Source organism: Streptomyces coerulescens, from assembly GCF_042657965.1.
In the GTDB taxonomy this organism is placed as follows: Bacteria; Actinomycetota; Actinomycetes; order Streptomycetales; family Streptomycetaceae; genus Streptomyces; species Streptomyces coerulescens.
Window position 1 is genome coordinate 30669 of sequence record NZ_JBHSKM010000046.1, and the last position, 12341, is coordinate 43009.

Below are 12341 nucleotides of genomic sequence, written 5' to 3' on the forward strand. Positions count from 1 at the left end.
CGTCAGCGCGAGAGGGTCACGAGGCGTCGAGCACCGTGCCCGTGATCACCGGCGCACCGGGCTGCGGCTCACCCGAGTCGTCGTCCGCCCGGAAGCGGATCGACTCGGCCTGTTCCGCCACCTGGTCCTTCACCGTCGGGATCACGAGGTCGGCGGACTTCTTCCCCGCCTCGACGTTCACCCACAGGGAAAGCCCGTCCACCCCGGACAACGGCCGTTCCGGGTCCGGCAACTGACCGGTGTTCTCGTCGAGCCAGCGGGGGTCGACGTCCTTCGTCGACAGTTCCCGGCCGTCCGTGACCGACAGCAGCGCGTACACACCGGTGACGTCTGCGTCGGCGACCGCCGACAGCGAGACCCGCCACTTCAGCGGCTGTCCCTCGGTCACCCGGTCGGCGAGCGGTGCCACCGAGACCGACGGCATCGGGTCGTCGTTCTGGACGGTCACACCGCCCAGGTGGGAGCCGACCACGGCGGTGCGCACCGCCTTCACGAACACGTCCTGGCCCGAGTCGTAGCCGTAACGGGTGTTGCCCTCGACCTTCACCGGCACGTCGATGACGTTCGTGCCGGGCCGGACTGTAACCAGCCGGCTGGTGACGGCCTCCGTGGCCGGGTCGGGCACGAACAGCCGTACCTGCCCGCTGCCCTGCCCGGAGACGCTCACCGGCACCCGGTAGGTCCGTACACCCGAGTCGCCTTCCTTGACCGTCATCCGGCCGATGTCGACGCGGGGCAGCGGGGCCGCCGAGACCGCCGGCGTGCCCGGCCGCCAGGCCCAGGCGTCCATCAGCCAGGCCTTCCCGGAGCGCGTGCGCGGGGTCAGCGTCAGGGACTTGACGTGCCGCAGGTCGAGCGCGGAGGCGTCGTCGGCCCCGAGCGGCACGCGGACCTCACGCGCCCAGTACGACGCGGTCCGGTCCGTCCCGGGCAGCCCGTCGACCTTGACGCGGCCGAGGGTCCGGTGCCGTCCGGCGGTGTCGGTGACGGAGACGTCCAGCTGCGTACCGGTGGTGTTCGGCGGGACGATGACGCGCAGCGCCAGCGCCTTCGAACCGGCGAGGGACACGGGCCGGTCCGGGCTGATCCGCGCGGCCGATCCGGCCGCCGTCCAGCGCAGCGCGACCGCGCGGCGGCCGGGCTCACGGTCGGTCTCCCAGCGCGCGAAGTGCGGTGAGACACCTGCCGTCTCCGACGACAGACAGGCCTTCGCCGTGTCGGGATCCACCGCAGAGCACAGCCGGGCGCCGCTCACGGTGACCTTGCCGTCCGGCAGGAAGCCGGCGCCGCGCCGCGCGCCCACCGCGTGGGTGAGGACACGCGCGGGGTCGGCCGAGGGCGCGCGCCGCTCCGAGCCGTCGAGCAGCGGACGCACCCGGTCGTCGCCCGCGACGAACAGCCGTGCCGCCGCCGCGATGTAGGTCGCGCCGGCCTTGTGCTGCTGGTCGGCGGTCAGCCGCGTCCTGGTGCCGGGGGAGCAGACCGGGTCGCGCTGCTCCTCGTCGTTCCAGAAGTCGTCCTCGGCGGGCGCCTGGGCCTGGCCGGGCGTCCATTCGCTGTTGAAGTAGTTGTGGTTGGCGCCGACCACGTACACCGCGCTGTGCAGGGCGGCACCGCGGCTGACCTGACGGGTGCCGTCGACGTACACCTCGCCCTGGAGGTCGGACACGTCGCCGTCGCAGCCCGGCAGGATCGTCATCGACGGCACGTCCGCGACCGGGTTCTGACCGAAGATCGTCGGGCCGATGAGCACCGTGCCGCGGATGCGCCAGCGCACCGGGCCGTGATAGCCGTCCTGGGCGGCGGGCGGCGCGTAGAGGCTGTCCATCGCCGCCCGGTTGACGCCCTCGCCGCCGCGCGAGTGTCCCACGAGCAGCACCCGGGACAGATCGGCACGGGGCGCCTGCCGTACGGCCGCCGGTCCCGTGCCCGGGTGGGCGGACCAGTCGGCCCAGCGGGCCAGATGCTGCCGCACCAGCGAGGAACGGGCCTGCGCGCCGCCGTCGTCGGCCTGCCAGTCCTGGCCGTTGATGCCGTTGGCGGAGACCGACACCGTCACATAGCCCTGGGAGGCCAGAAGACGCTGGTCGCGCAGATAGCCGCGGTGGCTCGGAATCGGCTTGGCGCCGGTCGCGCAGGGCCAGTCGCCGGTCGTCTCGCCCTGCGGTGTGTAGCAGGTCGAGTGGCGCCCGTGCAGGAACAGCGCGAGCGGACGGTGGCCCTCGGCACCCTTGGGCGCCACCACCACGGCCCGCATCTCGACCGGCTGGTCGAAGCCGGGCAGCCGTACCGGGTCGAGGTCGTACTCGCCCGTGACGGTCCGGTACGTACCCGGCTTGCCGGGGTCGACCGGGTTCGCCGGCAGCCGGGGCGGGAGTGCCGCTCCGGCGCGGGGGCCGGAGGAAGAGCCGGAGGCCGCGTCCAACCGGCGCCCCGCAGCCCGTACTTGCAGGTCCTGTACGGAGTCCAGCCGGAGCCCGTCGAGGCCGAGCCGGAACGTCCGGCCGTCCTTCGCCGGCGCCGGATGGCCGAGCAGACGGTCACCGGCGTAGAACTCGACGCGGGCGTTCCCCATGGGGACCCGTTCGTCCGACCGCCAGACCAGCTTGCGTGCCGGTCCCTCACCGGTGACGCTCCAGTCCGGCGGCAGGCCGTCCCCGCTGTCGGCCGATTCCGCTAACGGTCTTGTCTGCGACGCCGGTTGAGCCTGGGCCCACCCTGGCGACGCCCCCACGATCGCGAGCACCGCCACGGCGGTGACCCCTATTCGCCGGGCACGGATCACGTGCCCCTCCTTCCGTTCGCTCCGGGACGGACGGTCCCGGTCCCTCAACCGGGGAGGACGGAAGGAGTTGGCCGTGCGTTGCCTGTGACGAGGGAGAAAGGGGATCAGGGGCCGCCGAATCGGCCGGCGGACATGACTGGCCGGGAGTTCGACGGGAAAGGCCACGACAAGGAGCCGAACTCCCCCACGCCGCGCCGTCGTCGTCGGCACCGGCCACCGCGCCCAGCCCTTCACCCGGGCCCTCGCCGAACGCCCCGGCCACCTCGCCGCCGCCCTGTGCGACCCCGGCCCGACCCGCTGCGCGCCCTCTACCTCGAAGCCGAGCCGGACGACGGGTACGTGCGTGACCGCAACGTCTTCGGCGGACCCGTAACGATCGAGGACGACATGGCCGTCCGGGTGCGCTACGCCGGTGGCGCGACGATGACGTACCGCCTCACCGCGTACTCCCCGTGGGAGGGCTACCGCGTCATGTTCAACGGCAGCGGCGGCCCGCTGGAACTGGAGGTGGGGGAGCGCCGCCGGCAGCCGCCCACGAGCCGGATCGGCTCCGCCGGCGGTGCGGTGCGCGGGGACACCGCCGCCGAGCACGCGGGCCGGGCACGGCTCACCCTGCGGCCCTTGTGGCGGGCAGCGGTGGACATCCCCCTCGTGAGCGCCCACGAGGCGCACGGCGGGGGAGACCCACGGATGCTCGACGCCCTGTTCGGCCCGGTCGACGGCGCGCGGTCGGCCGAGGCGGGGTGCTGCGGCGCATCCGACGGCGAACCGGTGCTTCGAGACCGGACTGCCCGTAGCCGTGAGGGAGTTGGTGCCAGGGCTGCGGCCGGACTCAGAGGCTGGCAGGGATCACGGGGAACGGCCGGATCAGGTCCAGGCGCGGTAGGGCTCGTCGACCAGCTGGAACACCGGCTCGCCCCGGACGGGATCCTTCGCCGTCGACAGCCGGACCCGGTCGCCGCTGTGGATGCCGATGGGCGGGCCCATGACCCGGCCGCGTACGACGAATCCCTCGGCCATCTCGATGAGCGACACATTGCGCGCGGCAGGGGAATTGCGGTGCACCACCGTGGAGTGACGGACGGTCCCCACACCCTCGCTGCGTTCCGTCCGCAGCTCGCTGCCCTGGCAGACCGGGCACAGCAGGCGGTGGTACATGGCGGTGCCGCACCACGTACAGCGCTGGAAGACGATGGCCTCCGTGTCGGGGGCCGCGCGGTCGAGGACACCCGCCGCGAAGCCGACGGTCTGACTGGCAACGCTTCCTGAGTGGTGGTACACGCTGGTCAACTCCCTGCGCTCGCCCGGAATCCCACGTGCGCGGGTCGCCCGTGCACGCACGTGCCCGGTTCACCGTGCCACCGTGCACGCCGTCAGCGTATGGCACTCAGTGCCACACGTAAAGGCACTCCGTTCCCTGAATCTGTGGAGATTCGACGCGGCCCGATCAGCCGCGGTCCAGCGTCGCCTCGATCTCCTGGACCACCCGCCACAGCGGGGCACCGCGCCGGGACACGACGACGACCACGTCCTCGGGCCCCTCGGCGCGCAACGGGGGCGGGGGAGGGGCGACACCGAAGGTGGCCTGGACGTACCCGAGGGCCTGGTCCACACCGGCGCTCGCGTCGTCCTGGCCGTCCGAGCGCAGCCAGGACCGCAGGGCGTTGTTGTGCGCCGCGACCACGGCGGCGGCGATCACATCGGCCTGCAGCGTGCCGTCCCGCCGGCCGGCGAAACGCTCGCGCAGATACTCGGCCAGGGCCCGCTCGTAGCGCCAGACGACCGACAGCTCGTACGCGCGCAACCCGGGCACCTTCTTGGTGAGCCGATAGCGCTGCACCGAGAAGGTCGGATTCTCCGCGTACATGCGCAGCACCAGCCGCGCCGCGTCACACACCCGGCGCACCGGCTCGTGCTCCGCGCCGCTCGCGGCGAGGAAGGCCGTCATGTCGGCGAGGCAGCGCTCGTGGTCCGGGAAGACCACGTCCTCCTTGGACGGGAAGTAGCGGAAGAACGACCGCCGTCCGACACCGGCCAGCGCGACGATGTCGTCGACGGTCGTCTGCTCGTAGCCCCGCTCCAGGAACAGCCGGAAGGCCGCCGCGACCAGGGCGTCCCGCATCGGGGGCTTCGTGCTGCTGGAGCTCATGGACGGAACGTAGCACCCGGAGCTGCATCAATGGCACTCAGTGCAGCGATACGAGGGAACTGAGTGCTCTCGGTCTCCGGCCGATCCGATGTTTGTCCGGCGGACCTCCGTCTGCCTACGATCGCCTGCCGCCGCAGCCGAGGAGCCCGTATGCCGCCCGCCAGACCCCGCATCCTGTATGTCACCGACCTGGCCTACCCGGCCCGCGGGCGGCGCTACTGCGACGAGGACATCTTCCTCACCTCACGTCTGCGCGACGACTTCGACCTCGCCCTGTGCCACCCCCGGGACGCGGCGGCGCTCATGGGGGCCTTCGACGCGGTCGTCGTCCGCAACAGCGGCCCGGTCCTGACCTACCAGGAGGCGTACGACGACTTCCGCCGGCGCGCGGCCGCCGACGGGATCCGGGTCTACAACCCGCTCTCCGGCAGGGCGGACATGGCCGGCAAGCAGTACCTGCTCGATCTGACCGCCGCCGGATACCCGGTCATCGCGACCGTCGACGGTGCCGAGGACCTGCACCGGCTGCCCGAGGCCGACCGCTATGTCGTCAAGCCCAAGCTCGGCGCCGACTCGATGGGGCTGCGGATCGTGCCGGCGAAGGAGGTGCACGCCTCGGCCGACGGAGACGTCCTCGTCCAGCCGTGCGTCGACTTCGCCTACGAGGTCTCCTTCTACTTCGTCGACCACGACTTCCAGTACGCCCTGTACGCGCCGCACACCGACAGGCGCTGGCAGCTGGAGCCGTACGAACCGACCGACGGCGACCTGGCGTTCGCCCGGCGCTTCATCCAGTGGAACGGCCTCGGCCATGGCATCCAGCGCGTGGACGCCTGCCGCGCGCCGGGCGGGGAACTCCTGCTGGTCGAGCTGGAGGACCTCAACCCGTACCTGTCGCTCGACGCCCTGGACGACGCCGGCCGTGATGCCTTCGTCGCCGCGATGAAGACGTCCCTGCACCGCTTCCTCGCCGTGCCCGCCTGACCGCGGCCACGCGCTCGCCGCGCGGGGGCTGAACCGGCGGGAGGCGAGCCTCGTATCACTCCTCGGGGATTGGCGAGCCCCGTGCCGACGGGGACGGAAGGAGAGCGGTGTGTCCACACGGCCCGACCCCGCGGAGCCGGACGAAGGCCCGGTCCTGGAACCGATCCACGTCCTGCGCCCACGCCGCACGGACGCCCTCGCGGAGCTGTTCCGCGAGTGGGAGGAGAGCAACGCCGGCTACGAGACCGTGGTCCTGCCGGGCACCGAGGAGGCGACACAGGAACTGCCCGCCGTCGCCGAGAAGACGGGAAGGGCGCGGCGCCGTGATGCCCCTTCCGGGTCGGCCGGGTCGGGCCCCGGATTCCGCCGTACCGCCGTCGCCGTCGCCGTGACGGCGGCCGCCGTCGTCGGGTTCGGCGGCGCGCTCCTGCTCGCCGGGCGTGACGACGGCTCGCAGGCCCGTGAGCCGGATCCGTCCGGGAGCGCGTCCGCATCGGCCGAGCCCGGGCCTTCCGCGTCCGGCGGATCCGCCGCACCCGGCTCGGGCGGGCAGGGCGACCCCGACTGCAAGGCGTCCTTCCGGACCGTCAACAGCTGGCAGGGCGGCTTCCAGGGCGAGGTGACGGTGACCAACGCGCCCGCGTCTGCGGCCTCCGGCTGGATCGCGACGGTCGTGCCGCCCACCGGCGCCCGGCTCACTCAGGTCTGGGACGGCACCCTCGCCACGACCGGGGACGGCAGGGCGACGGTCTCCAACGCCTCATGGAACGGCACCCTGGAACCCGGCGCCAGCGTCACCTTCGGGTTCCTCGCCGCCACGTCGGACCAGGTCGGGGAGCCGTCGGCGACGGTCACCTGCGCGGCGACGGCGGGCGCGTCCTGACCGCCCGCCGCCTGCCGGGATGCCCGTGGCGCCGAGGGCGCCGGCTCAGCGCCCGCGGTCGACCAGCGCCTGGGACACCGCGCGCACGCTGCGGGCGATGTGCTGCAACTGCATGACCTCCGCCGCGTACATCTTGATCGTGTGCTCGATGACCGACTCGGGCATGCCGAGCGCGGGCAGGTCGGCGCGCGCGGTCTGGAGCGCGGTGCGCGCGACCCGGATCTCGTTCTGGACCTGGATCTGCGCGTGCCGGGCGAGCAGGACGGGGTGGCGGATCAGCGCCGGATAGCTCGCGTAGCGGGCCGGCACCAGTTCGCGCAGCCACTTCGCGGCGGAGCGTTCCCAGTCGTAGGAGCCGGGGGTCTTGACCTGGCACGGCCAGTCCGGGGTGATGCGCGTGGTCGTCAGGGGCATGGTCATCGCTTCCGGTGTGCGGCGTCGTCGGGGGTGTCCGACGGGGTCGGGGCGGCCCCGGCCTAGGGGATGACCGGGGCCGCCGCCACGGGCGCTCGCGCAGGCGATGCCCGACCGAACAGCCTGAGCGCCGACGCGGGTAGGAGACGGCGGCCGCGGCTGTTCGCGGTGGAGCCCGGAAGGCAGACGGCAGTCGCACGACGGATGGGGTGACGTGCGCATGAGCGGACCGACTGCTTTCGGCGGGCGGGTGGTGCGGTGTGAAGTATTTATATATGCCGTCCGGTTTGCAAGACGTATGAAAACATTCATGCGTGATTTGATGTGAATAGGGCCGCTGTGCATCCCTTTGGCATGGATTCAGTCCCGCAAGAAGAACTGGTGCTGGTCGGAGATGTGCTCGTAGTCCTCCAGCCGCGCCTGCGTCCGCTCCGGGTCCGCGTCGGTCATGGCCTGGAGCAGCGCGGCGGCCATCACGCCGGGCGCGGCGTAGGAGTCGAAGACCAGCCGCGATCCGGTGCCGGTGGCGAAGACGACGTCGGCCGTGTCGGCCACCGGGCCCAGCGCCAGGTCGGTCACCAGGGCGACCCGCAGTCCGGCGCTGCGCGCGACCCGCACCGCGGTGAGCGTCTCCTGCGCGTGCCGCGGCATGGAGAACGCCAGCACCCAGGTGCCGCCCGCCTCGCGTGACTGGAGCAGCGCGTCGTAGGCGACACTGCCGCCCCGTGTCACCAGCCGGACGTCGGGGTGGATACGGCGTGCGGCGTACGCGAAGTACTCGGCCAGCGAGGCGGAGATGCGCAGCCCGAGGATGGTCAGCGGGGTCGACTGCGACAGCTTGCGGCCGATCTCGATGACCTGGTCGGGGTCGGCGAAGTCACGGCGCAGGTTCTCCAGGTTGTCGATCTCGGCGTCCACGGCCGACTGGAGTTCGTTGGCGCCGTTCTCCTCGGCCGGCACCGGGCCGCCGGACAGGGCGCCCAGGGCGATCGACTGCAGCTTCTCCCGTAGCGCGGGGTAACCGCTGAAGCCGACGGCGGCGGCGAAGCGGGTCACCGACGGCTGGCTGACCCCGACCCGCTCGGCGAGGTCGGTGATCGAAAGGAACGCCGCCTCCGTGATGTGCTCGATCAGGTACTGGGCGATCCGTCGCTGCCCGGGGGAGAGCCGAGGCTGGTCGAAGAGCGCCCTGAGCTGGGAAGTCGGGGACACCCCGGCCTCCGGGACCGACTTTCCAGAGGTGATGGCGGATGCCTGTGCGCGTGCCTGCTGGGGCGATGGCACCGGTGCGCCTCTTTTGTCTCCCACAGTGCCTCAACATAGCTCACACACCGTGTCGACCCGACCGCTCAGGCGCCCGTACTCAGCGACGATAGATCGTGATCGAATGGCCGACGCCGTCGATCGGCCGACTGCTGTCGATCAGTGCGGCCAGCCGTCCGGTCGCCTTGGCCGCCGCGGAGTCCGACACCACCAGCAGTCCGCGCACCTCGCCGATGTCGTCCGTCCTGCGTGGATCCACGGCGCGGATGCCGTAGTACGACGGCACTCCGCTGCCCTTGTAGACGAGCCAGATCCGCTCGCCCCGGTACCGCTCGCGCAGCCGGTCCGCCAGCCGGCCCAGGTCCTGACCCCAGTCGACGTTGGAGTCGTGCAGCCGCAGATGAGTCTTCTCCGGACCACCGAACGCCTCGTTGGAGTACGGCAGATAGTAGGGGTACGTCCGCAGCGAGCTCACCGCGACGAACAGCACCAGCGCGCCGACCGCCGCCGGCACCCACCGCCGGCGCACCACCAGGACACAACCCGCCGCCACCGCCAGGAACATCGGCACGAAGACGGCGTACCGCGTGCCGAAGTCCCGGGACCCGAGCATGGCCGCCCCGAGCAGCACGGCGGTCGGCACCAGCAGATACGGCGCCACGGGCCGCAGCGGTCGTACGGTCACCAGGGTGACGGCGCCCGCGGCCCACAGCGCGAGCATGCCCAGCGGCGTCTTCACCAGCAGTGCGGCCGGCAGGTAGTACCAGAGCGAGCCGGTGTAGAGCCGGCCGAACAGGAAGCCCTGCCACGGGTAGTCCTCGAAGTCGAACTGCACGCGCATACCGTCCCGGTACGCCTCCGGGAACGGCAGCAGGTCCACGACCAGCCCCCGCAGGCCCTGCACCGCCGGCACGGGCTGCTCCGGCGCCCAGCGCAGCCGCGGATCGACCACGAGATACGACGCCCATACGACCGCGACCGCGACCAGCGCCAGGACGCCGGCGCCCGCGGCGGCCCGCCCCAGCGTCCGGCGACGGGAGGCGGTGGGCGCTCTCGCGCACCACACCGACAGCCCGGCGAGTGCCATGAGCACCGGGATCGCCGCCAGCATGCTCATCTTCGTCGCCAGGGCCGCCCCGAGCGCCGCCCCGGCCAACGGCACATACAGCCGCGGCCGATGGCGGGCCCGCCACAGCAGCCAGACCGACGTCAGCACGAACCCGGCCGCCGGCACGTCCAGCGTGGCGAGCGAGCCGTGCGCGACGAGGTCGGGGGAGAAGGCGTACAGACCCAGTGCCGCCAAACCGCCCGCCGCACCGGCGAGTTCCCGGGCGAAGGCGAACACGACCAGCCCGAACGCGAGCGTCAGGGCGATCACGGGCAGCCGGGCGAACAGCATCAGACGCCATGGGTCGTTCCCGGACTCGTACAGCAGATGCCGCCCCAACCGGCCCTGATCGCCGTCGAAGGAGGCATCGACCCGCGGATCGGCGAGGGCCACCCCGACGCCGATGACCAGCTTTCCGAGGGGCGGATGCTCGGGATTGTGGACCACCCGGCGCTCGTGCAGGTACTCGGCCGCCGTGCCGACGTACACGGGTTCGTCGATGGTCGGCGTCTGCCGCACGGCGGTGGTCACCATCGCCACGGCCATCTGGCCGAGCAGCACGATCACGACGAGCGGCACGAGGAGGCGCCCGACGGACCGCCGAGCGCGCCGGGCATCGGGCGGATCGGCCGGCCCCTCAGGAGCCGCGGGCGGAGCCGGAGCCGGGGTCGTGGTCGGAGTTGTGGTCGGGTTCGAGGCCGATTGCTGTTCGAGCGCCATCATCCGCTCCGCGGCATCCTCGGCCCCGCGACGGCGGAAGCTGATCCTCGGGCGGCCCATGGGCCTACTCTGCATCAGCTTCCGCCGGGAGGCCGGTTACCGCTTCAGGAGTCGTACCGACAGACCTTCCGCCGTATGGACGGGTACGGCTCGCAAGGCCCGCGAGTTCAGCTCGATGCGGTCGAACCGGCCGCGCAGCCGCTGTGCCCCGATGACGGGAACCGTGGTCCCCGCGACCGGCGGGCGCTCGCCGTCCAGGCGCAGCGACAGCACAGCGCCCCGGCCCAGCACGACCCGGCCGGACACCTGGAGCGCCGGACCGTGGTTCCTGCGCAGCGGCAGCTCCAGGCGGGTGTCGCCCTCCTGGACGTAGGCGCCGCGCACCCGCAGCACCTGGCCCGCGCACAGCGTGCCGCCCAGGACACGCACGTCGCCCTGGCCGAGGGCGTGGGTGGACGCCGCGACGAGCACGCCGTCCTCGACGGCCGTGCCGCCGTGGTAACGGTTGTGGCCCGTCAGGGTGAGCGTGCCGGTGCCGCGCTTGGTCAGGCCGCCCTCGCCGCGGATGTCGTTGCGCCAGCTGTCCGCCGCGCCGAACCCGCCCGCGGCCGCGTCGAGCGTGACGGTCACGTCGGAGTCGAAGGCGCCGTAGCCGTCGGCGGCCGAGAACAGGTCGAGCCTCCCCCACTGTTCGAAGCCGTCCAGCAGGACGAACCCGGCGGGCAGCGCGGTCGTGCGCAGCACCTCGCGGCGCTGGGCCGCCGTCAGATAGGGCTGGCGCGTCTCCAGCAGCACCTCGGCGCCCTTGGGCACGGTCAGCGGCACGTCACGGCCCTGCCGGGTCAGGACGTAGGTCAGCTTGGGCTCGACGGTGCGGGCGTTGGCCTCGCGGTCGGCGTACGGGTCGGTGTCGGTGCCGGCCGAGTGGGCATGGGCGTACAGCGTGTCGGCCGTGCTGCCGGTGTGCTGCAGGAAGTAGGCCAGCGCCTGGGCGCGGGCTGCGGCCTTGAGTTCGGCGTTGGCCGGGTCGGCGAGCGCGGCGGCGGCCAGGGCCGTGGCCATCACACGGCCGCCCAGGACGTCGACGGTGGAGTGCATGCCCGCGACGATCCGCGTGTGGCTCAGTTCGAAGGCGCAGGTCACCAGCTCCTGGAAGCGCTCGGGCACGGCGTGGGCGTACGCCAGGGCCGCCAGGTGCAGGGCGTTGGTGTGCCCGCTGGGAAAGCCGCCGTCCTCGGCCGGGGTCTCGGCGCGCTGGCGCAGGAGCTGCGGGGCGACGCTCACCCGCGAGTCGTAGACGGGGAAGCCGAAGGCGTCCTTGGCCCCGGTGTCGACGACCTCGCTGTCCTCGTTCATCCGCCAGGGACGCGGGTACTGGAAGGCGAACTTCGCCGGGTTGCCGGAGGCGAACGGGCCGCGCACCGTGTCGACCAGCCTGGCCACCTGGCCGAGGTCCGAGTCGTGGGAACCGGCGCCGATCGCGGACCCGGCCGGGGCGTCGGCGGGCAGCGCGTCGCTGATCTTCCCGGCGGGTGTGCCGTCCGGGGCGCCGGTGATCGACGTGACCGCCTTGGCACCGGTCCGGTACAGCTCCGCCAGCGGACCGAGCCCGGCGATCACCGAGTAGCTCTGGTGCTGACGGTCGATGATGAACGATTCCTTTGCCTGGGCGTCCGTGCGCGCGGCGGTGATCCGGGCGCAGTAGCGCATGTTGGCGCGCAGCATCTCGGGCAGGAGCGGCGTGCCGGTGTTCCAGGCACCGCCGGTCTTCCACACCCTCGCGAAGCCGCCGAGGATCCGGACCACCGCGTTGGTCTCTGGCGTCTGGTTGGCGACGACGTTGGTCCGGTAGTCGTCGACGAACGCGGCCGCCCGCACGGCGGTCCTGGCGTCGGCGGTGGGCAGCCAGCCGGCGAAGGCGGGCACCACCGCCAGCGCCGCACCGCCTCCTGCGGACGTCAGCAGAAAGCGCCTTCTGTTGAGGGTCGGAGTGGCCTGGGCCCCGGAGGGTGACGGCATGAAGTGCCTCTCTCGA

The 12341-nt window shown here is 72.5% G+C and carries 9 protein-coding genes; 2 read left to right on the forward strand and 7 right to left on the reverse strand.

What is annotated here, in order from left to right:
• Positions 1–16 precede the first annotated feature (16 nt).
• The 3 genes from ACFPQ9_RS40600 to ACFPQ9_RS40610 all read right to left on the reverse strand — a co-directional run bounded on the left by ACFPQ9_RS40600 (position 17) and on the right by ACFPQ9_RS40610 (position 4907).
• Positions 17–2785, reverse strand: coding sequence for a hypothetical protein (locus ACFPQ9_RS40600; protein ID WP_380864638.1), 2769 nt, complete (start codon positions 2783–2785; stop codon positions 17–19).
• 867 nt (positions 2786–3652) lie between these two features.
• Positions 3653–4066, reverse strand: coding sequence for a Zn-ribbon domain-containing OB-fold protein (locus tag ACFPQ9_RS40605; RefSeq protein WP_380864639.1), 414 nt, complete (start codon positions 4064–4066; stop codon positions 3653–3655).
• A 166-nt stretch (positions 4067–4232) separates the two neighbouring features.
• A complete protein-coding gene (locus ACFPQ9_RS40610; protein WP_380864983.1) occupies positions 4233–4907 on the reverse strand; it encodes a TetR family transcriptional regulator in 675 nt (224 codons plus the stop codon).
• A gap of 177 nt (positions 4908–5084) precedes the next feature.
• On the opposite strand from ACFPQ9_RS40610, the gene ACFPQ9_RS40615 reads away from it, so the two are divergent.
• Positions 5085–5918 (forward strand): ATP-grasp domain-containing protein, encoded by an 834-nt coding sequence (locus tag ACFPQ9_RS40615; protein WP_380864641.1) that lies wholly within the window; start codon positions 5085–5087, stop codon positions 5916–5918.
• A gap of 109 nt (positions 5919–6027) precedes the next feature.
• Entirely contained in the window at positions 6028–6801 is a 774-nt protein-coding gene (locus tag ACFPQ9_RS40620; RefSeq protein WP_380864642.1) for a cellulose binding domain-containing protein, read from the forward strand.
• Positions 6802–6846: 45 nt separating this feature from the next.
• Here the strand turns inward: ACFPQ9_RS40620 and ACFPQ9_RS40625 are convergent, their stop codons facing one another.
• The 4 genes from ACFPQ9_RS40625 to ACFPQ9_RS40640 all read right to left on the reverse strand — a co-directional run bounded on the left by ACFPQ9_RS40625 (position 6847) and on the right by ACFPQ9_RS40640 (position 12325).
• On the reverse strand, positions 6847–7221 hold the full coding sequence (locus tag ACFPQ9_RS40625; protein WP_030959331.1) for a hypothetical protein: 375 nt from the start codon (positions 7219–7221) through the stop codon (positions 6847–6849).
• A 354-nt stretch (positions 7222–7575) separates the two neighbouring features.
• Positions 7576–8499: a MurR/RpiR family transcriptional regulator gene (locus ACFPQ9_RS40630; protein ID WP_380864644.1), complete on the reverse strand. Its 924-nt coding sequence runs from the start codon at positions 8497–8499 to the stop codon at positions 7576–7578.
• 79 nt (positions 8500–8578) lie between these two features.
• Positions 8579–10132, reverse strand: a complete 1554-nt coding sequence (locus tag ACFPQ9_RS40635; protein ID WP_380864985.1) for a phospholipid carrier-dependent glycosyltransferase — start codon at positions 10130–10132, stop codon at positions 8579–8581.
• A 270-nt stretch (positions 10133–10402) separates the two neighbouring features.
• Complete coding sequence (locus tag ACFPQ9_RS40640) at positions 10403–12325, reverse strand: phosphatase PAP2 family protein (RefSeq protein WP_380864645.1); 1923 nt, start codon at positions 12323–12325, stop codon at positions 10403–10405.
• Positions 12326–12341: the final 16 nt, after the last annotated feature.

Bases quoted from the DNA above. Each gene is read 5' to 3' on its own strand.
- ACFPQ9_RS40610 (WP_380864983.1), bottom strand. From the start codon at position 4,907: ATGCGGGACGCCCTGGTCGCGGCGGCCTTCCGGCTGTTCCTGGAGCGG.
- ACFPQ9_RS40635 (WP_380864985.1), bottom strand. From the start codon at position 10,132: ATGGCCGTGGCGATGGTGACCACCGCCGTGCGGCAGACGCCGACCATC.
- ACFPQ9_RS40615 (WP_380864641.1), top strand. From the start codon at position 5,085: ATGCCGCCCGCCAGACCCCGCATCCTGTATGTCACCGACCTGGCCTAC.
- ACFPQ9_RS40640 (WP_380864645.1), bottom strand. From the start codon at position 12,325: ATGCCGTCACCCTCCGGGGCCCAGGCCACTCCGACCCTCAACAGAAGG.
- ACFPQ9_RS40625 (WP_030959331.1), bottom strand. From the start codon at position 7,221: ATGACCATGCCCCTGACGACCACGCGCATCACCCCGGACTGGCCGTGC.